The sequence below is a fragment of the Virgibacillus pantothenticus genome (genome assembly GCF_018075365.1).
In the GTDB taxonomy this organism is placed as follows: Bacteria; Bacillota; Bacilli; order Bacillales; family Amphibacillaceae; genus Virgibacillus; species Virgibacillus pantothenticus.
Genome location: NZ_CP073011.1, coordinates 3,619,102 through 3,644,170 on the forward strand (window position 1 = coordinate 3,619,102; position 25,069 = coordinate 3,644,170).

Sequence of the window (25,069 nt, forward strand, 5' to 3'; positions counted from 1 at the left end):
TATTAACAGGCGGGTTGGCTCCCCGCCAGTTTTTTATAAGGAGTGATAATATGCGTACAGCTATATATGTGCGTGTATCAACAGAAGAGCAAGCGAAAGAAGGTTACTCAATAGATGGGCAAAAACAACATTTGAAAAGATACTGCATCGAAAACAGATGGGAAGTAGTGGGTATTTATGTTGATGAAGGGCTATCCGCTAAGGACATGAATAGACCACAATTGCAGTCGTTATTAAAACAAATAGAAAAAGGAAACATTGATCATGTACTTGTGTATAAATTAGATCGCATTACCAGATCGGTACCGGACTTATATAGGATAAAAGAGATTATGGACAAACATAATTGCAGTATTAAATCAGCAACCGAAGCTATAGACACATCAACACCAATGGGAAGATTGGTTATAACTATGTCTGCAGGCATGGCTCAGTGGGAAAGAGAAACGATAGGAGAACGTATTTCATTTGGTTTGGTAGAAAAAGCAAGGCAAGGAAAATACCCTTTAAATACACCGCCGTTAGGGTATGATATAGACAAGGAAACAAGAAAGCTTGTGGTTAATAAGGAAGAAGCTAAGCTAGTACGATTAATCCACAAATTATATCGGAAGTGGGGAACAGCTAGCATAGCTAGGTATTTAAATGAACGTAACTATGTCGGTAAAAACGGTTGCCAATGGCACGCCAAATCTGTTAGGCAAGTGTTAGAGGGATACCCACAAGTAGGAAAAATATTATGGAAAGGAAAAGTATATGAGGGTAACCACGAGCCTATAATATCGCTTGAGGAATGGGAAAGCACACAGCACATTATAGATCGTAGAAGAAATGAACAACCAAGAACAATATCAAGCGATTATATTTTTTCTGGTAAGCTTGTATGTCCAACCTGTGGAGGTAATCTAACAGGAGTTTACACAAAGGCGGCAGGTGAAAAGTATTATAACTATAAATGCAGACGTCACCTTGACGGCAGGTGTAAAGGAAGCAAAAATGTATCACAAATAAAAATAGAAAAAGCTTTTATAGATTTTTTGGGAAAACAAGATTACGAAACGTTACTTGACAATGTTGCGAGAGAAGGCGAACAACAACTTAATAAGCACGATGACGATATAAACATCGAAGAATTAAAAAAACGCTTAGATAAGCTAGAAAATAAGAAAAAGAAGTGGCAATATGCTTGGGCGGAAGACATTATGTCCTATGAAGATTTTAAAAAACGCATGGAGGAATCACAACAAAAGGAGAACGATATAAAAAAACAATTAAGCAAAGTTGAGGGGTCCACGAAGCCGAAAAAAATTAACAAAAATGATGTTATCGGGGTACTACAAAGCATAAAAGAAAATTGGTTATTTTTAACTAATAAAGAAAAGAAAGTTTTAGTTGGTGAAATCATAGAGAAAATACACTATGAACACATTGGGAAGCGCATAGTAATAAAGTATATTACATTTTTGTAGTTACGTTATATCTGATTTATTTGGGATGGCGACAAAATATGCTGAAGCTATTCTTGCAGTGAAATATCGAGTTGAAGATAGCAAGGGACAAATGTCTGGCGGACCTATGTATTATTTAGAAAAAGGGTTACGTGCAAAATGGCTCGGAGTCATTTTTGCTATCTTTGGTTCGATAGCTGCATTTGGTATTGGCAACATGGTGCAATCAAAAGCTGTTTCTGATGCTCTCGCCAATACATTTCAAGTTCCACCTTTAGCGACTGGAATAGTTTTAACTTTATTAGTCGGTTTAGTTATTGTTGGGGGCATTAAGGGGATCGGGCGCATTACAGCACTTTTAGTCCCGTTTATGGCATTATTTTATGTGATTGGTGGTTTCATTATCGTCTTCACGAATCTGGATATCGTACCAGGTGTTTTTGAACTTATTTTTACCGATGCGTTTACAGGGAGTGCATTAGGGGGAGGCGTTCTAGGAACCGTTATTCGCTACGGGGTAGCTCGAGGTGTATTTTCAAATGAAGCTGGTTTAGGCTCAGCACCCATTGCAGCTGCAGCTGCTAGAACGGACTATCCTGGTCGTCAAGCTCTCGTATCTATGACACAAGTGTTTTTTGATACGATTATCGTCTGCTCCATTACAGCAATTACCATTATTATGGCTGATATGTATCAAGGTGAACTTTCCGGTGGAGATTTAACAACAGCTTCTTTCTCTGCTTTCCTCGGTGACGCAGGCGGATATATTGTTACCATTGGGATTATCTTATTCGCTTTTTCGACTATTATCGGCTGGTCCTATTACGGTGAGAAATGCTTTTCATACTTATTTAGTGATAAAGCTATTCCTTATTATCGCGTTGCTTTCGTCTTAGCCCTATTATATGGATCCACGGAGAAACTAGATATCGTTTGGGGTATTTCAGATATTATGAACGCTTTAATGGCTTTACCTAACTTAATTGGTTTATTAGGTCTGTCTGGCGTTGTCGTTTATGAAACGAAAAAATTCCTTAAAGTAGCTAAAGAAGAAAAAGAACAGGCGAAAGCTGAAACAGGATAATAAAATAAAGCAAACTACAGGTTCGTTTTGTACGCAAAAGCAATCATTACGGACGGACTACATCTCACAACAGATAAAAACGCTTAAATGACTTTCTTGCCATCCAAGCGTTTTTATCAATGTGATCTTGTTCTGACCAGAAGTATCCAAAATGCTGCTAAAAAATACTTAAATCCCACTTTGTTGCAATATGCTTCAGCAATTTAATACCTGCTATACTATTTCCTTTATCATCCAAAGCAGGTCCATATAAGCCAATTCCACACCCTTCAACAAACGGGAGCACTTCATCTCGAACTCTCGGAGGAGCAGTTGCAATTATTCCACCTGAAACACCACTTTTCGCTGGGATACCGACATATGCAGCAAACTTACCTGAAGCATCATACATGCCGCAAGTTAACATTAAAGCTTTCGCAAGGCGAACGACATTTCTCGGAATAATTTCTTCATTTGTATGTGGATTCATCCCGTCATTAGCTAAAACTAATCCAAGCTTAGCTAAATCTTCTGTAGTTACCTCTATTGAGCATTGTTTAAAATACGTCTCCAGTGTTAATTCTAACTCTGATTCCAAATATCCAAGTTCTACAAGATAATATCCAATAGCCCGATTTCTTACTGATGTTTCCCTTTCAGATACATATACATCTTTATTTATATGTGGACGGTAACCAAGGATTTTCGTAAACAATTCAAAAAGGGCTTCGAGTTTTTCTGAGGAATTTTTTCCATTCAATAGCGACGTAACGGTTATCGCCCCAGCATTAATAAACGGATTAAACGGTTTTTTTATTTTACGCATCTCCAAATGCATAATGGAGTTAAATGCCTCTCCTGTGGGCTCAACATCCACGCGATCAAGAACATAGGCAACTCCTCTTTCTATACAAGCAACGATGAAACTAAATATCTTGGAAATACTTTGAATTGTAAACGGAATTCCTACGTCTCCTGAATGAACTGTCATACCATTTTTCCCGATAATGGAAATTCCTAAATGATTTGGATTAGCTTGCTTTAAAACTGGAATATATGAAGCTACTTTACCTTGTGTCGTCTCTTTTTTATAAAATTTCACCCAGTCATCAACATAGGATTGCAACCATTCTTTGGTAATTTCTGTATTCCAATTCACCGTACCTTGCACCATGTTATCACCTCAATTATAGTATGTCTCGGAAATTAAAACTAAAAACGTGAAATCGTGAGCTTTGGTTCATTTAACTTCCCTCGATTTACCTGATCACTTCTATCTATCCTACCTAGGTGAGAGTAGTTGCTCTGCTTTTTCCTTTTCCTTAGTCTGTTCTAATTCATTTGTCTTTAGTTGCAGCCTAATCATTTCTTCCACTTTTGCCGCAATTTCATTACTGCTCATCGACATATATTCTTCTGGATAGATAGCGTCTTTAATCGTTAAACGAACAGATGAAGGTCTTATCTTTCCACCCGGTTCTTCAAGCACTCGATAGGTTCCGTCTATAGCAATAGGAACAATGGGTACTTTTGCTTTGATCGCTAAACGAAAGCTCCCTGATTTAAAAGAATTCATTTGCTTGCCTCTACTCCTTGTTCCCTCAGGAAAAATAACGATCGAATGCCCGGTTTTCAAATAATCAATACCTTGACCAATAGCACGGACAGATTGCCGACGGTCTTTTCGGTCAATAAACACACAACGAACAAGTTCCATCCAAGACGAAATAATGGGTAGCTTTTTAATTTCTTGCTTAGCTATAAAGCCGACTGGTTTTCCCAAATAGCCAAGCAATACTAATATATCAAATAAACCTTGATGATTCGCTACAAACAAAGCAGGACCTTCTGGCAACTTGTCTTGTCCTTCTACTTCAATAGTGCTTCCTGTTCGTTGAAACACCTTTCTAGAGACAAGACTTGGTTGAACGAAAATCTCTTCTTTGGAAAGTTGATGTTGCAATTTCTTTGTTTTTTGCAATTTAAAAAACGTACCGAGAACAAGTAACCCGGCATATATGTATATTCCTATCGTTCGAATCATTTAAATGAACTCCTTTCACCACAAGCTATTATACCTTTGTATACAGATAAACAGCAAGATAAAGAAACAGAGCTCTACTGGTAATGGCATTGTTTTACAAAAAGCATTTGTTGAACAAAGGCGCAAGCGCCCGTTTAGCAACGTAGCAAATGGAACGAATCAACTAAAGATTTAGGAATCATGCCCCTGCAACCAGGGGTATGCCGACGTCTGGGCGGCAAGCCCGTTTTTAGTCGGCCTTCCTCTTAGTGACGAACCGATGAGGCCTTATCGTAGGGCGCATTTCTAAAGTCGCATCGTTGTTGGGCTCATGCGCCGGACGTGGCTGCTATTCAGTTATTTCGTTATCCCCAAGCACCTATTTTTATAGTTTCCACAATAAAAAAGCTTGCAGGAAACCATACAGTTTCTCTACAAGCTGAAAATCGAGGGATTGTTTTTAAATTTTATTTACCAATAAACTGTTGCGTCCAATGGTTACCTTGTTGAACATAACCGACACCGATATGTGTAAATTTAGCATTCATAATGTTTTCGCGGTGCCCTTGGCTGTTCATCCATGCATTGACTACTTCTTGTGGGCTGCGTTGTCCTTTAGCGATATTCTCTCCTGCTGCAGAATAGCTAATGCCGTATTTCTTCATCATATCAAATGGTGAACCATATGTTGGACTGTTGTGCGCAAAGTATCCATTTGTTGCCATATCTCTTGATTTTTCACGTGCTACCTTACTAAGCTCTTTATCTACTTTTAAAGCTGGAAGACCTTGTTTTGCTCTTTCTTGATTTGTTAAATCAACTACTTCCTGCTCAAATTGACTTAATTCACTCTTATCAGCTTGAGTAGGTTCTTGTTTTTCCTGCTCTTGAACTTTTTGCTCATTTGGATTTTCTTGTTGTACTGGTTGTTTTGCAGCAGGTTTTTGTCCATTTGGAGTTTGTTCTGTTTGCTTTGTTTGTTCTGCTGGTTGATTAGCTTCAGGACGTTCTGTTTTTTGTTTGTCTGCTGGTTGAGTTTGTTCTTCCTGCTTATTGCCTTGGTTTTGTTTATGAACATGATTCCAATCTATCTTTTGTCCATAACAATTTCTATTTTTCATATGTTTTTGAAGCATACTATTTATATTATCTTCAGAAATGCTTTGCCAATTACCGTTAATAGAATAATAGACTTTATATTTCTGACCACTTGATGGTTCTTTTGCGACAGTATCTGCTGAAGCTGATAATGCTCCTCCAAAAAGTAAAGCTGATGATAGTGCTGTTACTACAGCTACCTTTTTAAACATGTTGATCTACACTCCCTTTGGTTTTGTTTTGTGCAAATTCATCATAGCATGGAATTTTTGTAATAATTGTGGCATCAATTTCCAAGCCCAGACAAACAAACTGTTCTAAAAAAGCAAGCCTTAAAATAAAAGGAGCGAAGAATTTCCCACAGACACAAACAATGGAAAATCTTCAATCTAAAGGTAAAAATTTCATGAAATTTAGGATTGACAACCTTAAAAACATAGACGTATTGTTACAATTTTTGACTATTTGTAATCAAATTGTTACGCTTATCTCTCCCCTGAATTTTGTAAAATATAGTATAATTGATATTTAACACTAGGGAAAGTGGACTTTGCACAGTTGTTGATCTGCTAAACAAACGGATTATATAATAGAAAATACGTCGAGGAAAGTCGTTCCATCATTTTTTCAATCTATTTCGACGACACAATCTAACAATTTAAAACTACCATAAACTAACACTTGTCCAGCAACCCCCTAAAATGCTAAAAATAAAGAGAATGCTATAAAAGGAAAAATGTATTCATTGGAGGATTCAATTATGTTTTCTACTGCAGAAGTTGGAATTGATCTTGGAACTGCAAACATTTTAATATACACAAAATCAAAAGGAATTGTATTAAACGAGCCATCCGTTGTTGCTATTGATGTTAACACAAAGCAAGTAGTAGCTGTTGGTGCAGAGGCGAAAGAAATGGTAGGAAAAACACCACAAAATATCATCCCCATTCGTCCGCTAAAAGATGGTGTTATTGCTGATTATGACGTTACATCGCAAATGTTAAAAGCATTTCTGAAAAAAGTAAGTAAACAAATTGGTATGTCCATGCGTAAGCCTGTAGTTGTTGTCTGTACACCATCAGGTAGCACTACTGTAGAACGAAGAGCAATTCATAATGCTGTATCAAGTTATGGTGCGAAACAGGTACACTTAATCGAAGAGCCAATTGCTGCTGCTATTGGAGCTGATTTACCTGTTGATGAGCCAGTGGCTAATGTGATCGTTGATATTGGCGGAGGTACTTCTGAAGTTGGCATTATTTCTTTCGGCGGGGTTGTCTCCTGTAATTCAGTTCGTGTCGGCGGTGACAAAATGGATGAAGAAATTATTCATCATATCCGCAAAAACTATAACGTCCTTATTGGTGAGCGTACCGCAGAAAATATAAAAATGGAAATTGGTTATGCGCATCCGAATCATAAAGAAGAATCGATGGAAATTCGCGGTCGTGATATGGTTACTGGTTTACCAAAAACCATCACGATAACTTCAAAGGAAATTCACCTTGCGTTAAAAGAGTCGTTGGAGCAAGTGTTAGAAGCCATTCGTTTGACCTTGGAAAATTGCCCACCTGAATTAAGTGGTGATATTGTGGATCACGGTATAGTACTTACAGGAGGAGGAGCTTTGCTTCACGGTATGAAGGAATGGTTATCACATGAATTGATTGTACCTGTTCATCTTGCTCCTAATCCTTTAGAGTCTGTAGCGATTGGAACAGGTCGCTCATTAAAAATGATCCATAAACTGCAAAAAGCTGCAAAATAATGCATCTAGTATTCTGCATGCATAGTAGCAGAATAGACGAGTATAAAGTGAATCCTCCATCAGTGGAGGTTTTCATTCATCCCCCACGGCTCGTTAGTACCGTAGTGGTATGACCTAAAGTCTTATGAAAAGGCACTGTTATCTCCCACTTTTAGGTGCAGTACAGACTATCCTGCACCTGAAGTGGGGGTCTTACAGCACTTTATATACGGGATAAACTTCACTTTCTTATTATGTAAACCTACCATGCTCAGAGGGAATCTTTAAGCATGGTAAACTATTATCCTGCATACTTACAATGGAACGATAAAAATAAAACCTTAATTTATGATCGATGCGTATACCTATTCCGCTTATCTTCTCACTATACACTTCATGGTTTATAAAAATTCCAAAGCAACCGTTTACAATCTCGACAATTCATTGTATACTGAAAAATAAGAAATCATTACATTCCTATCAAACGTTTACCTATCAGTTTACTGCCTAATCTGTTCACAGCTCCATTCCAGAGTTGTTACAACAGGTAAAAGCCAGTTCATGTTTAAATTGCACTAACCTGTAATTTAACTTTGAATTGGCTTTTTTACGTTTATTTTTTATCTTCCCATATAAAAGGCACCATAGTTGTCTTTTTATGCTATAAGGCGAAGCTTAGAAGATAAATGGATGTTAATTGTAAGTGCAAATGCCAGGTTCTATTCAGAAGTCTTTCGTTCACACCCTTACGACAAGGACTACCTTTGGTGGTTAAAAAAAGAGCCTGTTGACTGAAGATTTACTTTATACTTTATCGAATGGTAGGAAGCTTTAACGTATTTGTAGCAGAAGAAGACAAGAGCTTTTGCAAGATATTCTAATTAAGTAAAAGGAGGGAAAGCATGGCGAAAGCCTTGGAACATATTCGAATCCTTGACTTGTCCAGAGTATTAGCCGGTCCATACTGTACGATGATTCTGGGTGATTTAGGAGCAGAAATAATTAAAGTCGAAGCACCTGGTGGAAGTGATGAAACCCGAAAATGGGGTCCACCGTTTCAAAATGGGGTTAGTGCATATTATCTATGCACCAATCGAAATAAAAAAAGCATTACCATTGACCTTAAATCCGGAGAAGGGGTTAAAACAATAAAACAGCTAGTAAAGGATAGCGATGTCATCATTAACAATTTTCGTACTGGGACGATGGAGCGATTTGGGTTAGATTATGAAACGCTGTCCAAAATTAACCCTAAATTAATTTATTGTTCGATTACCGGATTCGGTGAAACAGGTCCGTATAAAGATATGCCTGGTTATGATTTTATCATTCAAGCTATGAGTGGACTAATGAGTATAACGGGAGATGAACAGACAGGACCACAAAAAATGGGTGTTGCTATAACGGATGTCTTAACTGGCATGTATGCATGTATTGGTATTCAAGCCGCTTTATTAGAAAGGTCTATTTCACAGCAAGGACAAAAATTAGATATTGCGTTATACGATGTAGCTGTTAGTGCACTCGTAAATGTTGGAAGTAATTATTTCATGTCAGGAGAAATACCATCTCAGCTTGGTAATCAACACGCGAACATCGTCCCTTATCAGACTTTTCGAACAAAGGATGGACAAATGGTCATTGCCGCTGGGAATGATCGGCAATTTGAAGCCTTATGTGATATTGCTGGCGAACCGTCTTTAAAAGACAATCCTAAATTTAGAACAAATCCTGACCGGGTAGCACACCGAAAAGAATTAATACCGCGACTGCAGCAATTGTTTTCACAACAGCCGACTGCCTACTGGCTGAAGAAATGCAAACAGCAGTCCATCCCATGTGGTCCGATTCAAAATATTGCCGAGGTAGCAGCTGACCCTCAGCTAGCTGCAAGAGAAATGTTCGTCCAAATGTCTCATCCAACTGCAGGAGAAATTAACATGATTGGAAGCCCGTTAAAACTATCACGCACCCCTGTTTCTTATCGTCATCATCCACCAAATGCAGGTGAACATAATCAAATTATTATGGATTAGAACTTATATGCCGCTTCCAAAATAGGGCATTTAAGTGTGTTATCTCCCACTTAGACTTAATTGCAGTACAGATTATCCTGCTCCTGAAATGGAAGTCTTACAGCAACTTATATACGGGATAAAATAAAAGCATCTGAAACATAACATCAGCTAAAATATAATTTGATTAAAAGAACGCAATGATAAATTTTATGAACAAAGGCTCGGGGCGCCCGTTTAGCAACGTAGCGATTGGAACGAATCAACTAAAGATAAAGGAATCATGCCACTAAAAACAGGGGTATGCCGACGTCGGGCGGCAAGCCCGTTTTTAGTCGGCCTTCCCCTTAGCGACGAACCGATGATGACTTATCGTAGGGCGATTTCGTGAAGTCGCCTAGTTGCTGGGCGCTGAAGCCGGACGTGGCTATTCAGTTATTCCCTTATCCCAAAGCAACAAATTTTATACTTTCTTATCTTTTTAGAAAAACTTGGCTTGTCGCCAAGACTTATGGCGGAAGCCTTTGTTTTTCTTATACTATAAACCAAAAAAATCTTATACTTTCCTATAGTGGAACAAAGGCTCGGGGCGCCCGTTTAGCAACGTAGCGAATGGAACGAATCAACTAAAGATAAAGGAATCATGCCACTAAAACAGGGGTATGCCGACGTCTGGGGCGGCAAGCCCGTTTTTAGTCGGCCTTCCTCTTAGTGACGAACCGATGAGGCCTTATCGTAGGGCGCATTTCTAAAGTCGCATCGTTGCTGGGCTCATGCGCCGGACGTGGCGATTCGATTATTTCGTTATCCCTAAGTACCTCATTTTATACTTTTGTATGAAAAAACAACTCTATTTAACTTATCTAACTCATTTATTTTAGACAGTATTTTAAGAATCTAAACATTAAAGCAAAAGTTTTTTCATGATAGATGGTGGCTTGTGCTCTAGGCGAGCCATGCTGGTTTCTTATCTTACTAAAAAAACAATGCAAAAATATGACAAGTAATTATTTCATTTATTAAAAGGAGCTGTTTATTTATGGATTTTCAATTTACAGAAGAGCAAAACATGTTACGCAACACTGTCCGCCAGTTTACGGATAATGAGATCATGCCTTACATTTCCGAGTGGGATCGAAAAGGAAAATTCGATCCAGCTATTATAAAGAAGCTAGCCGATTTAGGATTAATGGGCGTATGTATTCCAGAAGAATATGGTGGAAGTGGCATGGATTATAATTCGCTTGCCATTGTTTGTGAGGAATTGGAACGAGGAGACACTGCTTTTCGTACTGCTGTTTCCGTCCATACTGGATTAAACAGTATGACTTTATTGCAATGGGCAAATGAAGCGCAGAAGCAGAAATACCTCGTCCCACAAGCAAAAGGAGAAAAAATAGGTGCATTTGGATTAACAGAGCCTGGTGCTGGATCAGACGTAGCTGCAATGGAATCCACTGCTTACCGGCAAGGTGACTATTATATTTTAAATGGACAAAAAACTTGGATTTCTTTATGCGATACAGCAGACAATTTTATCGTGTTTGCCTACACAAAAGATCGCTCGGAAAAGCATAAAGGAATTTCTGCCTTTATTGTAGAAAGAGAATGGGAAGGTTTTTCTTCTAAAGCGATTAAAGGAAAACTGGGAATTCGGTCAGGCAATACTGGAGAAATCTTTTTTGACCATATTAAAGTTCCAAAGGAAAATTTACTTGGTGAAGAAGGAGAAGGCTTTAAAATTGCCATGTCTGCTTTAGATAACGGCAGGTTTACCGTCGCCGCCGGAGCTGTTGGACAGATCATGGCCTGCTTGGAAGCAAGTATATCCTATTGTCATGAACGATCAACCTTTGGCAAAGAGATTGGTAAACACCAACTTGTCCAACAAATGCTCGCTAATATGGAAGCAGGCTTACAAATGAGTCGCCTACTCGTTTACAAGGCAGGTGAATTGAAAAATGCCGGCAAGCGAAACACTCGAGAAACTTCACTAGCTAAATGGCAAGCTTGTGACTTTGCCAATAAAGCAGCTGATGATGCCGTGCAAATTCATGGTGCTTATGGATTCTCTGATGAATACCCTGTGGAGCGTTATTTGCGTAACTCTAAAGCACCAGTCATATACGAAGGAACAAGAGAAATTCATACCATCATGCAGGCAGAATATGTACTTGGTTACCGAAAAGATAAACCTCTCCATAAAATGCTGCCAGCTTGGGAAGAAAATGTTCATATCAAGTAACGGTTTATATGATAGACCTGTTACCACATGTTAACTGTTCCCAATATATAGGAACGAACCAGTTAGTTATCATGGTTAATCACTTAAATCACATATAACTCAAATGGTTTTTAGAAGCTGATCTAAAAACGCAGCTTTCATACCGTAATGGTGGTATAAAAGTTGCGCTAAACGGACTTTCACAGCCTGTTTCTTTTCTTGAAATCATTGGCTACCCTCAAATGATAGCCAGAAAATTATAGGAGGTACGTTCATGTTCAACGCTTATACAAAAAGTATTTTTATTAATGGTAGTTGGCAGGAGATCAACGAAAATGCAACAGAAACGGTTTATAATCCAGCTACAGGAAGTCCAATTACATCTGTTGCTTATGCAGGAGCAAAAGAAACGGATCAAGCCATCGCTGCTGCCCTTCAAGCATTTCCAATGTGGAGTGAGAAAACCGGTAGAGAGCGCTCGACTTTCCTATACAAGGCTTATCAGCTTATGCTAGAGGAAGTGGAAAGACTTGCCGAAATCGTAACGATGGAACAGGGAAAACCTCTTCGTGAAGCAATGGACGAAGTAAAAGGAGCGGCACAATTTTTACTATGGTATGCAGAAGAAGCAAGCAGAAATTACGGTGAATGGCTTCCCTCGTCGCTAAAATCCAAAAGAATGGTTGTCGTTCCACAGCCAGTTGGTGTGGTTGGTGCTATAACGCCATGGAACTTTCCATCTTCTATGATTACAAGGAAGCTTGCACCTGCATTGGCAGCAGGGTGTACGGCTGTACTAAAACCTGCACCCGAGACACCATTATCCGCAATTGAAATTATAAAAATATTTGCACGTGCTGGAATGCCTAACGGGGTAGTTAATCTCGTAACAGGGGATGCACAAGCTATTGGTCATCAGTTACTTACAAATAAAGATGTCCGGTTAATTACTTTTACCGGTTCCACAGCTGTTGGTAAACATTTAATGCGAGAAAGCGCCGAACATGTAAAGAAACTTTCCTTAGAGTTGGGTGGTCATGCTCCTGGCATCGTGTTTCCAGATGCTGATTTAAACAAGGCCGCATCACTCGTTCTCGCAAGCAAATTTCGCAATAACGGGCAAACTTGTATTTGCACAAATCGGCTATTCGTTCATGAATCCGTAGTTTCTGATTTTGTTCAATTATTAAAGCACAACATAGCCAACTTAAAACTGGGGAATGGGTTAGAAAAGGAAACGGATATCGGTCCATTAATTAATCAGCAAGCATGCGAAAAAGTAGCAGCACATGTCCATAACGCGATTGAGAAAGGTGCTGTAACCGAATATGGCGGACAGCGCTGGCATCAACAAGGGCTATCTGAATATTATTTCGAGCCAACTATTCTCTCCAACGTAACAGATGACATGAAGATTATGCATGAAGAAACGTTTGGACCAGTATTGCCAATTCAAACCTTCTCTGACGAGACAGAAGTGATTGCTAAAGCAAACGATACCGATTACGGTTTAGCCGCTTATATTTTTACCGAAAATACAAGCATTGCTATTCGTGTCTCTGAAAAGCTTGATTACGGAATTGTTGGGGTCAATGATGTATTTCCTGCGTCTCCAGAAGCGCCTTTCGGTGGTATAAAGCAGTCTGGTTTGGGTAAGGAGGGCGGACATCATGGTATGGATGAATTCATGGAAAAGAAACTGATTTCTTTTGGCATTAAATCATCCGTCCATTAAAAAGCATCCCACGCAAGCAATATAACAAAGAATTAACCTGAGCTCCATGAATGTAGCATACTAATCACTAAGAACAAAGGCGCAAGGGCCCGTTTAGCAACGTAGCGAATGGAACGAATCAACTAAAGATTTAGGAATCATGCCACTAAAAACAGGGGTATGCCGACGCCTGAGCGGCAAGCCCGTTTTTAGTCGGCCTTCCTCTTTGCGACGAACCGATGATGCCTTATCGTAGGGCGCATTTCTAAAGTCGCATCGTTGCTGGGCTCATGCGCGGACGTGGCTATTCGGTTATTTCGTAATCCCCAAGCACCTCATTTTATGCTTTCTTATCTAATAAAAAAGGTTTAATTTAACGGTCCTCTGAAAGAAATCTCCCTCTCCAAGTGTGTGAAGGGCTTAGCCCAACAGTAAGGGGGAGATGAATTTCGGTTGAGCGATAGCTCGAGGGCTTTTTCTTTTGTACTATAAAAATGTATAAAGCTTTAGGCTTTAGTATAAGAAAAACGATAGCTTCACCATTAAAACTTGGCAACAAGCCAGATTTTTCTAACTTCATTCTATTGCTATGTTATAATCAGTCTTATAAAGTGAATCTTCAATTAGTGGTGGTTTTTATTCATCCCCCACGGCTTGTTTGTACCGTATGATATGACCTAAAGGCTTGTTACGAAATAGGGCATTTAGGTGCTGTTATCTCCCACTTAGACTTGTTGCAGTACAAGATTATCCAATTACTGAAGCGGGTGTCTTACAGCAACCTATATATGGGATAAATTCAGGATGTATCCAACAGCAGAAATAAGTTGAAATTAATAAACTGATGAACTTGGAGTGGTATTAGATGTTGTTAAGAGAACTAATGATTCCCATTATTATTTCGTTATCCGTTTGTATTCTATTTACTGTATTTTTTAAAGGTAAGGGAAAAGTGGATAAAGGATGTAAATTCAACTACTTTAGATTATCATATCGGCAAAAAATGATTAGAACAATAATATTATTTCCTATAGTAATTTTAGCTATGATATTTATTTATTATTTCTCGGATTTCAGCATAATAGAAAATATTATCTTAGGGTTGCTTTTCTCTATATTATTTGCTGGGCAATTACTCTACAATTATCTTATGTGGAAGAAAAATGAAGCACCATAAAGCTATGTCAATCATTTGATAATTCTCTTTAATAAGCGTGTTTTTTGGCAATAGACAGTTACTATTGAATCATCATTTTTATCATTAAGAGGTGAAATGAATGTTTGGAGAACAGCCAAAATGTTCATTATGCGAGAAAATAATAAGGGATGAGGATGTTGTGCTTGTGAAGATGCGTTGGCCAAAACGTAAAGGCATGACGGAAATTAAACGGTATCTTATAAATGAAGGAAAGTTTATCTGTGAAGATTGTTTTAAAGCTCGTGACTGAAGTTTACGCCATATCAAGATCTTATTTCGAATAAGACCAAGTTGATGATAAGCAGATGTTACTATCTAATTTAAAAGTAACGGAGAGATAATATGAAATATACTTGTCCATGTTGTGGATATATGACATTAGACGAAGAACCACCAGGTACTTATGATTTATGTGAAATATGTTTTTGGGAAGATGATCCTGTTCAATTTGTTGATCCCGATTATGAAGGAGGAGCTAATACTCCATCATTAAGGCAAGCACAAAAAAACTTTATTTTAGTAGGAGCTTGTGAAGCAAGGTTTATTGAGTTTATAAGGATACCGAATGAAAAAGACATAAAAGACACTAATTGGAAACGACTTTTGTAGAGGAGAGTATCTCTGTTAAAAAGTGCACTTCTTTTAAAGAAGTAAAGTGACAGGTTACGAATAATCAGATTTCATTTTTTATATTTAATCTTAATTAGAATTATCCACGGAGGTATTTTTTTGTGAGTAAACTAGATAATTTCTTTTATAGCTTTTTAGGTATAGAAAGTAATAATTTAGCTGGCATTACTTTGCACCATTTGGAACAAAAAATGAAAGATGAAAAATTCCCGGAAAAGCTGATAGAAGAAATACTTTTGGAATTTAATCAAATAATAAATCAACAAGGAGAAAAAGGTTTTCAAAAATGGCTTACTAATTTACATTACCAGGTTCCAGATCCTTTTAGCAGTGAATTAAAAGCCGCAAATATTTATAGCAATTATAGAAACTGGATAGAAGATGAAATTGTTAAATTAGAAAGAGAAACTGAATTAACTTGGGAAGAGCAAACAAAAGATATTGAATCCTTCAATATAAAAGCTAGAAAAGCTCAATTAGTATTGAGACATAGGATTTCTGAAATCGTTTTAGACTTATTAAATTAAACAAATGCTACTCTTAAATAAAGTGAGTCTTCCATCAGTGGGGTTTTTCATTCACCCCCACTGATTGTTAGTACTATAAGTTAAAAAGCCTATATTTGCTTTTTAGACTCATATTGTTTATATAAATCTTTTAAAGCAGATGCAAGTGCATTTCCTGCCTTACCTAAATAGTGTGCTTTAATCATCTCTACGGGCTTGTCAATCCCATCTTGTAAACTATGACCACGAAGTAAATGCTGTACAAAATTTTTCCCATGATCCGTAGCAAGTGTGCAGCCAGCTGTAACGATCACACCATACTTTTTATCAATTTCAGCAGTAATCGTTAATGTTTCATAAATACTTTGAGCAGCCATCCCTGAAGGTAGACGTGCATGCCCCGCAATAAAAACAGTGTTCAACGTCTTCCCCTCCTTATGAATCATGCGTTAAATGTTAGCAACTTTTCGTTTGCCTGTTTTAAAGTGAATCTTCCAGCAGTGAGAGTTCTTATTTATCCCCCACTGATCGTTAGTACCGTAACGGCATGCCCTAAAGGTCTTTAAACGAATCCGGCAGGCATTGCGGTAGTGTTATCTCCCACTTAGACTTGTTGTAGTGTGGATTCTCCAATTCTTAAAGTGAAAGACTTATAGCACCTTATATACGGAATATACCTTCTTCCCATCCCTCTCGGTTTCCTCGTATTCACGATCGATAGCCAAGTTTTTTCGATATCCGTTCAGCTGCCCGTTTTGTCTTTTCTTTTATCCGTTGTAAATTATCCCCTGAAAAACGGCTGGATAAACCGCTTATTGCTAGAGCAGCTATCATTTGGCTATGGTGATTGAAAATGGGATAAGATACACCTGTTGTATCTTCGTCCTGTTCACCAACACTATAAGCAAAGCCGTTTTCTCTAATCTGCCGCAATTCTTGTAACAGTTCTTCTTGTTTTACCAGCCGGTGCATCGATCGAAGCTCGGATTGCTGGACAATTTCCTGCTGTTTTTCCTCGGGTAAATAAGCTAAAAGCAGCTTTGGTCCAGAGCCAAGATATAGCGGAACACTTTTTCCAACCTTCGTATAAAGACGTAAAGCCCGCGTGCTCTCTACTTTCTCAATATATGTCGCCTGTTCATGATTAACAACCACTAAGTGTACCACCTCATTTAAATCTTTAGCCAAAGCTTGCATATATGGTAAGGCTATCTCTCTTATTTCTATACGGTTCGCTACTAAACTACCTAATTCTAATAGCTTTAATCCTAAACGGTATTTTCCGCCTTCTTCATCCTTCACTCTCGATACATATCCCTTTTGTTCTAAAGCAGTAAGTAATCGATACGTTGTCGGTTTCGGCATCCCAGCCTGTTCAGCTATGTCTTTAAGGGATAATACTTCTATATCATCCTGAAATAGCTCTAGTAATGTTAATGCTTTTAGAACACTTTGATTCATAAATTGAGCTCCCTTTGTTCCTTCTCTACCTATTATTACTGATGTGCTAAAAATTAGTAATCCGTGGATGTTTTACGACCATTACATGCGAAAAAAGTGCACCTTCATCACCATAGTCAACGAATAAGGCTTTAAGTTGTGTGTAACTGGATTATTTTATAGCGATTCAGTGGTGGATTAGGCCACCACTGAAATCTACCATCATCTCTTTTATCCAACTGAACTATGAACATACTGGTTATATGACCCATTTACCAAAGCACACTCAATTCCCTTTTGTATGAGAATAAACCGTATTCTGTTCATTAACTTGCTCTCGCTCTGAAATATACACACCACGCTTTGCCATTTCCTTTATATAGGAATCCCCTGGAACAATTTGTTCAGGCGGATAGACCCCTTTTCTATCAATCTTTTTACTGGCAATCATTTGTGCAACGATAGAAATCGTATTTGCTGTAGCTCTGGCCATGGCAGTGACGTTTGTTTGTGGATCTTTATAAGTTGTCATTTCATATGTGTAGGACGTTTTCATGTCCGCTTTCTTGCCGGCAATAAGTACCCGTAATAATACAGCATCCTCCTTATCACCTAAATCAACAATCGGGTCTAAAACTTTTAATAATACATCACGAGGGCAAATGGTACGTCCATTCACATCGACATGATAATTAGCTTTTGTTAAATTCAAGTCAACAAGCAGCTTAAACTTTTCCGCATGTCCTGGGTAACGAATGGTTTTGTATTCCAGTGTTTTTAATTCTGGATAAGAAATAGAGAGCGTTGAAGTTCCCCCTGAAGTATGAAAAGCTTCCAATGGACCAAATCTGTCAAAATGAATCGCTTCCACCTCAGATAAAGAAGGAATTTCCTGTTTCGCCCCATTTCGAATAATGAGTGATGGATCTGTATAATGATCAAATACACCCTCCATGGAAAATACATGATTATACTCCAATGGAGGTTCAGGTTTTACAGGAATACCGCCAACGTACAATTTGATTTCTTTCGGCTTATCCAGCTTGCTAGCTCCATAACCTGATAAAATATTGATCATGCCTGGAGCCACACCTAAATCAGGAATTAATGTAACTCCGGCGCCTTGTGCTTTTTTATGCAGTGCCAACACTTTATCAGTCATGTGCCCAATGTGGCCGCCTAAATCCACTGCATGAACGCCTACCTCTATAGCTGTTTTAGCAACTACTTCATTGAATGAATAAAACAGCGCATTAATAATCACATCAAATTTTCTCATATAATTTGCTAATTCAACAACGTCTGCTGCGTTCACTTGATATGGGGTTAGCTTGACAGACTGCAATTGAGCACAAATGTTACTTGCTCTTGATAAATCAATATCTGCTAATCCAACTGCGGTTACTCCATCGCTAGCCACCAAATCTCTGGCAGCTTCCTTTCCCATTAGCCCAGCTCCTAAAACACCTATTTTCACTCCATTCACTCCTTTTTCTAAAACTAAGCCCAATAATATGCCAGGATAACTTGACAAGCGTTTCCCTAAAGGTGATGGAGCTTACCTCCACTGACCACGTGTCATTAGGAAAACCATTCATGGTACACTTTCGTTTGTCCTTTGCTAACCGCCTTGAACTCGTTCACGTTATTCGATATCGATCTGGGCACGCTGTAGTTTACCACTGTAATCAACATAGATTGCTTTCCATTCTGTGAATACATCTAGTGCTTGCACACCTGAATCTCGGTGACCGTTTCCAGTTCCTTTTGTCCCTCCAAACGGAAGATGGATTTCTGCCCCTGTTGTTCCGGCATTAACATAAACAATCCCTGTATCTAAATCACGCTGTGCTCGAAATACTCGATTCACATCGTTTGTAAAAATCGAACTTGATAGACCGTATGATACTTGATTATTTACTTGAATCGCTTCCTCGAAATCCTTTACTGGAATTAATGAAACGACAGGACCGAATATTTCCTCCTGCGTAATGCGCATCGTAGCATTGGCATTAGTAAAAATTGTTGGAGTAAAGAAGTAGCCATCCAGTTCACCATTTGTATCCCATTCTTCGCCACCAGCTAGTAATGTAGCCCCCTCTTCTTTACCAATCTGTACGTACTTTTTAATTTTTTCTAATCCAGCTCGATTAATAATTGGACCAACCTTAACAGATTCATCTAATCCATTTCCAATCGTTAATTCCTCCAGTTTCACAAGTAAACGTTCTTCCAGCTGCTCTTTTACATGTTCATGAACAATCACCCGACTACATGCCGTACATCGTTGCCCGCTTGTTCCAAAAGCACTCCAAATAATCCCTTCTACTGCTAGATCTAAATCAGCATCTTCCATCACAATCACCGCATTTTTTCCGCCCATTTCCAAAGACACTTTCTTTAATTGGCTTCCACATGCAGCTGCAATATCTCTGCCTGTATTGTTTGATCCCGTAAAGGAAATCACGCGTATATCGTCATGATGAACCATGGCATGACCTACGGAAGCGCCACTGCCAAAGACGACATTAAGCACCCCTTTCGGTAAGCCTGCTTCGGCAAATATTTTTGCCAATTCATAAGCCATGATTGGCGTCTCTGTAGCCGGCTTCCAAACGACAGCATTACCGGCAACGATAGCAGGAAATGACTTCCATGTTGCAATCGCAATTGGGAAATTCCACGGTGTAATAATTCCCACTACACCCACAGGACAGCGCTGGCTCATTGCGAATTTATCTTTTAATTCTGCTGGCGTCGTTTGCCCGAATAACCTGCGTCCTTCTCCTGCCATATAAAAAGCCATATCAATGCCTTCCTGTACTTCGCCTCTTGCTTCTTCCAACACTTTTCCATTCTCCGTCGTTAATAACTGTGACAGTCTTTCCTTTCTTTCCTTCATGATATTACCTACTTCATATAAAACCTCAGCCCGCTGTGGTGCAGGCACCAATGCCCATTCTTTTTGTGCTTGCTTCGCTGCAGCCACTGCCTGGTCAACTTCTTTTTTTCCTGACAAAGGTACATGTACGATCTCCTCACCCGTAGCAGGGTTATGAACAGCCACGGTTGGATTTGCTTCCTGCCATTCTCCAGCAATAAAATTTTTCAGCTTATCTGTTTGTAAAATCGTTGTCATATCAAATCTCCTCCTACTTTATTTTTTATGATTGTTACGATCACGGATGTCTGTAATTGTTTGTGACACAGATATTTGTTCTCGGTCACTCATTATTTCAATTACAGTTGGCTTTTTTGCTTGATAGCTTTCGGCAAAAGCAACCTTAAACTCCTGAATCGTTGTCACGCGATAACCAAGCGCCCCCACACTTATGGCTAAATCCTTGAAGCAAACCTCGCCTAAATCCGTAGCTATCACTTTCTGTGGATAGTGCATTTCTTGGTGCATGCGAATCGTCCCATACATCTTATTATTAAAAACGAGACATATGACTGGAATATTATAGCGAACAGCTGTTTCTAATTCTTGACAAGTCATCATAAAACCACCGTCACCTGCAAATCCGACAACCACCCGATTTGGAAAAGCAAGCTTAGCCCCTATCGCAGCCGGTAATCCATATCCCATCGCACCTGATGTTGGTCCAACATAGGTGTGAGGCTGTGTAAAAGTATAATACTGATGAATCCAACCAGCGAAATTGCCAGCATCATTTGTAATTATCGCATTATCTGGCAGTGTTGTTAATAAATAGGAAATAATTTCTGTGTTCATATGTGTAGATTCTGTCTCATCGATTCTGCTTGCATGAATATAACGTGCATTGCATGCAGAAGCCCATCTTTCCCAATTTGGAGTTAATTTCATCGTTTGTAATTGCAAAAGCGCTTCTTTCATATCAGCCACTATGGCAACGTCAGGAAAATAGCTTTTCCCAATACTGTTGAAATCAATATCAATGTGGATAAGTTGTTGATCTGTAGATAGAAGCGAATAGTCTTGGGTAGTCACTTCTGATAGTCGTGTACCAAAAGCTAATACAACATCTGCCTGTTGCACTGTTTTTAATACGGACTTCGGTGTTCCTAACCCTAAATGACCAGCATAAAGTAAATGATCATTTGGGAAGACATCATGCCTTCGAAACGCGGATAAAACTGGCAAATGAAACAGTTCCGCAACATGCTTCAATGCTACCTCTGCTTGTGCACTCTTCACCCCTCCCCCAGCTATGATGACAGGTCGCTTTGCATGATTTAACATCGCCTCCATTTTTTTCACTTCTGTTGCTGATGGTACTGGTGTTTGTCTTAGCGGCGTTTGCGGTGACGCTATGATTGTTTCTTGATGCAATACATCTTCTGGTAAAGAAATAATTACGGGTCCTGGTCTACCGGAAATCGCAATATGAAATGCTCGTTGGACGATCTCTACCGTGCGATCTGCATCTGTTAATTCCACAGACCACTTGGCGATAGGTTGAAAATAATGCGCCAAATCCACCTCTTGAAATCCTTCTTTGCCAATAAATTTGCTATGAACCTGCCCCAGAAATACGACCATTGGCGTAGAATCTTGATATGCTGTATGCACACCAATCGATAAATTAGTTGCACCTACCCCCCTTGTTGCCATCACAATTCCAGGCTTTAAAGCGGATTTTGCGTACGCTTCAGCCATAAACGCAGCTCCACCTTCGTGACGTGCTGAGATGACTTGAATAGATGAGGTATCATATAAAGCGTCTAAAACCGGTAAATAGCTCTCACCTGGAACACAAAACACTTTTTCAACTTGCGCTTGCCTTAAGCAGTGAATAATTGCCTGTGCAGAAGTTTCTTTTTTATGGCTCATTTCCACCTTGTCACCTCTTTACATCCAATTTGCTCAAACGTCGAACGACTTCATCTAAACGTTCAGCATGTGTCGATAAAGAAATCCGAATAAAGCCTTCCCCATTTGCTCCAAACGCAGTTCCAGGCGTCACAATAATGCCGGTCTCTTCTAGTAACCGGTTAGCAAATGTTAGAGAGCTTTCTTCTCTAGGCACTTGCACCCAAAGATATAACGTGCCTTTTGGTTTTTCAGCGTGAAGCCCCAATTTCCCTAAAGCAGTATGCAGTTTTTCCATCCGTTGTTCATAAATAAGATTATTCTCCTTTACAGCAGTTAAATCACTTTGTAACGCCTTTGCCGCTGCTTTTTGAATCGGCATAAACTGACAGGTGTCGATATTGCTTTTTAAAGTGGCGAGTGCAGCGATAACTTCCTTATTCCCGACGATATACCCGATCCGCCACCCTGTCATATTAAAGCTTTTGGATAATGACCCTAATTCAACAACATAGTCTTTGGCACCTGGAATTTGTAAAGCGCTCGGGGCTTTATAATTGCCAAAGGTTACGAGGTCATAAGCTGCATCATGTGCGAGTAAAATATTGTATCGCCGACAAAAAGAAACCGCTTCCAAATAAGTTCCCCATTCTCCATATGCAGCAGTCGGGTTGTTTGGGTAATTAAGGAACATTAATTTCGCAGCTATTGCGTCCTGTTCGGAAATCTGATCAAACAAAGGTGCGTACTGATTATTAGCATCAAGCGGTAATGATACACTTACCCCTCCCGCCAAATGAACCCCTTTTCGGTAAGCTGGATAGCCTGGATCTGGAACCAACACTTTATCCATTGGATTTATAACTGCTTGAATTAAGTTCGCTATCCCTTCTTTGGAACCAATTAATGTAAGAACTTCTGTGTTGGGATCAAGAGTAACCTGATATCGTTTTGCATAAAAAGATGCCACTGCCTGTTTAAATTCGTCACACCCACTGTAAGGAGAATATCTATGGTTTTGCGGATTGTTCACTTGCTCCTTCAATTCTTCATAGACAAATGACGGTGTTGGTAAATCCGGAGAACCGATTCCTAAATCAATCACGTCTACGCCCTTTTGCTTAAGTTGTTCTTTTCGTTGCTGAAACTGAGAAAATAAATATGGGGGAAGATTTTTCACCTTCTCAGACACAAAAACCATTGTATTCCTCCCTATAAATTTCATTATACGAAATGGTATTTCATTTATTTACTAACAGTATAAGATATGTTCTACCAATTAGCAATATACTGAAATTATCTTTAATATTAATTTTCTATTTATTAAAATAGTTCTGTCTATGTTTCAGTAACTTTCCTCTTTCGCATCCCAATAAATAAGCCAATGAGGCTAACAAGTACCATTACTAAGCCTAATAAAACACTTTCTGTAAACCCAAACACAATATACCCCAAACCGGCTATACAAGCAGCTAAAAGCGCATAAGGAATTTGGGTTGTAACATGATCAATATGATGGCAGCTAGAACCAGTTGATGACAGAATTGTCGTATCAGAGATCGGGGAACAATGGTCACCGAAAACAGCACCTGCTAATACTGCAGCCAATATCGGTAACATTAATGTTACATCCGTTGTTGCTGCTATTTCCCCAGCAATAGGAAGCAAAATACCAAACGCTCCCCAAGATGTCCCTGTTGAAAACGCAATAAACCCGGCCATTAAAAATACGATCAACGGAAGGAGATAAACACTTAAGTTGGCTGCTTCGACAACACTTGCCAAATAAACACCGGTGCCGAGTTGGCTAATTAATGCTGCAATCGCCCAAGCAAAAATTAAAATACCAAAAGCTGGCATCATTGATTTCGCGCCTGTTATAGCGCCTGTTATAAAATTTTTGTACGAAAGTTTTCCTGCGCGAATATGCTGATAAAACAAGATCATCGTCAGTACCATACCTATACTACCGCCAACGAATAGCGCTAACGATACATCCGCACTTCCTAATATATTAATCCACGTTTTTTCACCCTCTACTTTACGTAAACCGTCCACAAAGATAGCGATAATCGTAGCGATAAATAATGTAATCATCGGAAGGAGTAAGTCACGCCTTTTACTAACTTCACTAACCGGAAGTTTAGAGGCTACATCTATCGTTTCTTTTTGTGCTGGATTTAACACTTCTCCTGTTTCCAGCGCTCGTTGTTCGTGTACTTTCATGGGGCCGAAATCAATTTGTTTGATTGCAATAACTACGACAACGCCTAACGCTGCCCAAACATAATAATTCATTGGAATCATTTGTAAAAATGCTTGAAAAGCACCGTACTCGGTTACCTGATGTGTCGCTAATACAGTGCCAATAATACCAATAATATAAGCTCCCCAGCTCGATACGGGAGCAACTACACTGACTGGTGCTGAAGTTGAATCGACAAGATAAGCAAGTTTTGCACGTGATATGCGTTGCTTATCAGTAACCGGCTTAGCAATTTGTCCTACAGTTAAACTGTTAAAATAGTCATCCACAAAAATAATGACTCCAAATAGAACCGTCATCAGTTGTGCACCAGTTCTTGTTTTTACTCTGCGAATCATCCATTCTGCAAATGAACGCGTCCCGCCCATCATAGTTACTAGAGCCGTCAGCATACCTAGCATTAGCACAAACAGCAAGATAAAAACATTCCACGTATCCAATGCGCCATCTACAACAAACACCCCTTTAAACGCCTCCCAAACGAGCTTTAAAGAATCTCCAACCTGAAACTTACCTAGGAACAATGCGGCAGCGAGGATACCAACTCCCAATGACAATAGTACCCGCTTCGTTAATAAAACCATGACAATTGCTATAATCGGCGGTATTAATGACCATACTGTCTCTTCCATTTAGATTCTCCTTTCGTATGTTAGATAAAACCTTAACTTGCGCCTTATTTTAAATATCTAAGAGCAGCGCCATTCAACTCATCACCCCCTCCTTTTTTAGAAAAACTTGGCTTGTCGCCAAGTCTTATGGCGAATGCCTTCGTTTTTTTAAAACCAAAAAATCTTACACTTTAATATAGTACAAAAAACGTTACACTTTTTTGTGATAATTGTTAATATTCTATTTTATTTTTTGATCCATTGTTTCATAACTGAAATCTGCCTTTGCTA

At 39.0% G+C, this 25,069-nt stretch carries 18 protein-coding genes and 1 pseudogene; 9 read left to right on the forward strand and 10 right to left on the reverse strand.

The genetic code is table 11. The features are described 5' to 3' along the window. Nucleotides 1–50: 50 nt before the first annotated feature. Both KBP50_RS16815 and KBP50_RS16820 read left to right on the forward strand, forming a co-directional pair. On the forward strand, nt 51–1,469 hold the full coding sequence (locus KBP50_RS16815; RefSeq protein ID WP_050351583.1) for a recombinase family protein: 1,419 nt from the start codon (nt 51–53) through the stop codon (nt 1,467–1,469). Between the two features lie 7 nt (nt 1,470–1,476). Then, nucleotides 1,477–2,532, forward strand: a pseudogene (locus tag KBP50_RS16820) (alanine/glycine:cation symporter family protein); the annotation flags it as partial. 157 nt (nt 2,533–2,689) lie between these two features. Here the strand turns inward: KBP50_RS16820 and KBP50_RS16825 are convergent. The 3 genes from KBP50_RS16825 to KBP50_RS16835 form a co-directional block, all read right to left on the reverse strand. Then, on the reverse strand, nt 2,690–3,685 hold the full coding sequence (locus KBP50_RS16825; protein WP_050351584.1) for a glutaminase: 996 nt from the start codon (nt 3,683–3,685) through the stop codon (nt 2,690–2,692). 108 nt (nt 3,686–3,793) lie between these two features. After that, a complete protein-coding gene (locus KBP50_RS16830) occupies nt 3,794–4,555 on the reverse strand; it encodes a lysophospholipid acyltransferase family protein (RefSeq protein ID WP_050351585.1) in 762 nt (253 codons plus the stop codon). A gap of 446 nt (nt 4,556–5,001) precedes the next feature. Next, entirely contained in the window at nt 5,002–5,844 is an 843-nt protein-coding gene (locus KBP50_RS16835; protein WP_050351586.1) for a CAP domain-containing protein, read from the reverse strand. A 548-nt stretch (nt 5,845–6,392) separates the two neighbouring features. On the opposite strand from KBP50_RS16835, the gene mreBH reads away from it, so the two are divergent. The 7 genes from mreBH to KBP50_RS16870 all read left to right on the forward strand — a co-directional run bounded on the left by mreBH (nt 6,393) and on the right by KBP50_RS16870 (nt 15,687). Next, nucleotides 6,393–7,400 (forward strand): rod-share determining protein MreBH, encoded by a 1,008-nt coding sequence (gene mreBH / locus KBP50_RS16840; protein ID WP_050351587.1) that lies wholly within the window; start codon nt 6,393–6,395, stop codon nt 7,398–7,400. An 881-nt stretch (nt 7,401–8,281) separates the two neighbouring features. After that, nucleotides 8,282–9,415: a CaiB/BaiF CoA transferase family protein gene (locus tag KBP50_RS16845; protein WP_050351588.1), complete on the forward strand. Its 1,134-nt coding sequence runs from the start codon at nt 8,282–8,284 to the stop codon at nt 9,413–9,415. 1,018 nt (nt 9,416–10,433) lie between these two features. After that, complete coding sequence (locus KBP50_RS16850) at nt 10,434–11,639, forward strand: acyl-CoA dehydrogenase family protein (RefSeq protein ID WP_050351589.1); 1,206 nt, start codon at nt 10,434–10,436, stop codon at nt 11,637–11,639. 253 nt (nt 11,640–11,892) lie between these two features. Further along, complete coding sequence (locus KBP50_RS16855; protein ID WP_050351590.1) at nt 11,893–13,353, forward strand: NAD-dependent succinate-semialdehyde dehydrogenase; 1,461 nt, start codon at nt 11,893–11,895, stop codon at nt 13,351–13,353. 1,256 nt (nt 13,354–14,609) lie between these two features. Further along, nucleotides 14,610–14,780, forward strand: coding sequence for a hypothetical protein (locus tag KBP50_RS16860; RefSeq protein WP_050351592.1), 171 nt, complete (start codon nt 14,610–14,612; stop codon nt 14,778–14,780). 92 nt (nt 14,781–14,872) lie between these two features. Further along, nucleotides 14,873–15,139 (forward strand): CPCC family cysteine-rich protein, encoded by a 267-nt coding sequence (locus KBP50_RS16865; protein WP_050351593.1) that lies wholly within the window; start codon nt 14,873–14,875, stop codon nt 15,137–15,139. Nucleotides 15,140–15,261: 122 nt separating this feature from the next. Further along, complete coding sequence (locus KBP50_RS16870; protein WP_232231328.1) at nt 15,262–15,687, forward strand: hypothetical protein; 426 nt, start codon at nt 15,262–15,264, stop codon at nt 15,685–15,687. 89 nt (nt 15,688–15,776) lie between these two features. Here the strand turns inward: KBP50_RS16870 and KBP50_RS16875 are convergent, their stop codons facing one another. The 7 genes from KBP50_RS16875 to KBP50_RS16905 form a co-directional block, all read right to left on the reverse strand. Next, the gene (locus KBP50_RS16875) at nt 15,777–16,088 is read right to left on the reverse strand and encodes a DUF3870 domain-containing protein (protein ID WP_050351594.1); all 312 of its coding nucleotides are present in this window, start codon (nt 16,086–16,088) and stop codon (nt 15,777–15,779) included. A 286-nt stretch (nt 16,089–16,374) separates the two neighbouring features. After that, nucleotides 16,375–17,127 carry an IclR family transcriptional regulator gene (locus tag KBP50_RS16880; RefSeq protein ID WP_050351595.1) on the reverse strand — a complete coding sequence of 251 codons (753 nt, stop codon included), beginning with the start codon at nt 17,125–17,127 and terminating at the stop codon, nt 16,375–16,377. A 265-nt stretch (nt 17,128–17,392) separates the two neighbouring features. After that, nucleotides 17,393–18,583, reverse strand: coding sequence for a saccharopine dehydrogenase family protein (locus KBP50_RS16885; RefSeq protein ID WP_050353449.1), 1,191 nt, complete (start codon nt 18,581–18,583; stop codon nt 17,393–17,395). Nucleotides 18,584–18,751: 168 nt separating this feature from the next. Beyond that, nucleotides 18,752–20,245, reverse strand: coding sequence for an aldehyde dehydrogenase family protein (locus KBP50_RS16890; protein WP_050351596.1), 1,494 nt, complete (start codon nt 20,243–20,245; stop codon nt 18,752–18,754). 18 nt (nt 20,246–20,263) lie between these two features. Beyond that, nucleotides 20,264–21,928 carry a thiamine pyrophosphate-dependent enzyme gene (locus KBP50_RS16895; protein ID WP_050351597.1) on the reverse strand — a complete coding sequence of 555 codons (1,665 nt, stop codon included), beginning with the start codon at nt 21,926–21,928 and terminating at the stop codon, nt 20,264–20,266. Between the two features lie 4 nt (nt 21,929–21,932). Continuing rightward, a complete protein-coding gene (locus tag KBP50_RS16900; protein ID WP_050351598.1) occupies nt 21,933–23,102 on the reverse strand; it encodes an aminotransferase class I/II-fold pyridoxal phosphate-dependent enzyme in 1,170 nt (389 codons plus the stop codon). A gap of 137 nt (nt 23,103–23,239) precedes the next feature. Continuing rightward, nucleotides 23,240–24,799 carry a Na+/H+ antiporter NhaC family protein gene (locus KBP50_RS16905; RefSeq protein WP_050351599.1) on the reverse strand — a complete coding sequence of 520 codons (1,560 nt, stop codon included), beginning with the start codon at nt 24,797–24,799 and terminating at the stop codon, nt 23,240–23,242. Nucleotides 24,800–25,069: the final 270 nt, after the last annotated feature.

Bases quoted from the DNA above. Each gene is read 5' to 3' on its own strand.
- KBP50_RS16850 (WP_050351589.1), top strand. From the start codon at position 10,434: ATGGATTTTCAATTTACAGAAGAGCAAAACATGTTACGCAACACTGTC.
- KBP50_RS16860 (WP_050351592.1), top strand. From the start codon at position 14,610: ATGTTTGGAGAACAGCCAAAATGTTCATTATGCGAGAAAATAATAAGG.
- KBP50_RS16865 (WP_050351593.1), top strand. From the start codon at position 14,873: ATGAAATATACTTGTCCATGTTGTGGATATATGACATTAGACGAAGAA.
- KBP50_RS16855 (WP_050351590.1), top strand. From the start codon at position 11,893: ATGTTCAACGCTTATACAAAAAGTATTTTTATTAATGGTAGTTGGCAG.
- KBP50_RS16905 (WP_050351599.1), bottom strand. From the start codon at position 24,799: ATGGAAGAGACAGTATGGTCATTAATACCGCCGATTATAGCAATTGTC.
- KBP50_RS16815 (WP_050351583.1), top strand. From the start codon at position 51: ATGCGTACAGCTATATATGTGCGTGTATCAACAGAAGAGCAAGCGAAA.
- KBP50_RS16890 (WP_050351596.1), bottom strand. From the start codon at position 20,245: ATGACAACGATTTTACAAACAGATAAGCTGAAAAATTTTATTGCTGGA.
- KBP50_RS16825 (WP_050351584.1), bottom strand. From the start codon at position 3,685: ATGGTGCAAGGTACGGTGAATTGGAATACAGAAATTACCAAAGAATGG.
- mreBH (WP_050351587.1), top strand. From the start codon at position 6,393: ATGTTTTCTACTGCAGAAGTTGGAATTGATCTTGGAACTGCAAACATT.
- KBP50_RS16830 (WP_050351585.1), bottom strand. From the start codon at position 4,555: ATGATTCGAACGATAGGAATATACATATATGCCGGGTTACTTGTTCTC.
- KBP50_RS16900 (WP_050351598.1), bottom strand. From the start codon at position 23,102: ATGGTTTTTGTGTCTGAGAAGGTGAAAAATCTTCCCCCATATTTATTT.
- KBP50_RS16835 (WP_050351586.1), bottom strand. From the start codon at position 5,844: ATGTTTAAAAAGGTAGCTGTAGTAACAGCACTATCATCAGCTTTACTT.
- KBP50_RS16845 (WP_050351588.1), top strand. From the start codon at position 8,282: ATGGCGAAAGCCTTGGAACATATTCGAATCCTTGACTTGTCCAGAGTA.
- KBP50_RS16880 (WP_050351595.1), bottom strand. From the start codon at position 17,127: ATGAATCAAAGTGTTCTAAAAGCATTAACATTACTAGAGCTATTTCAG.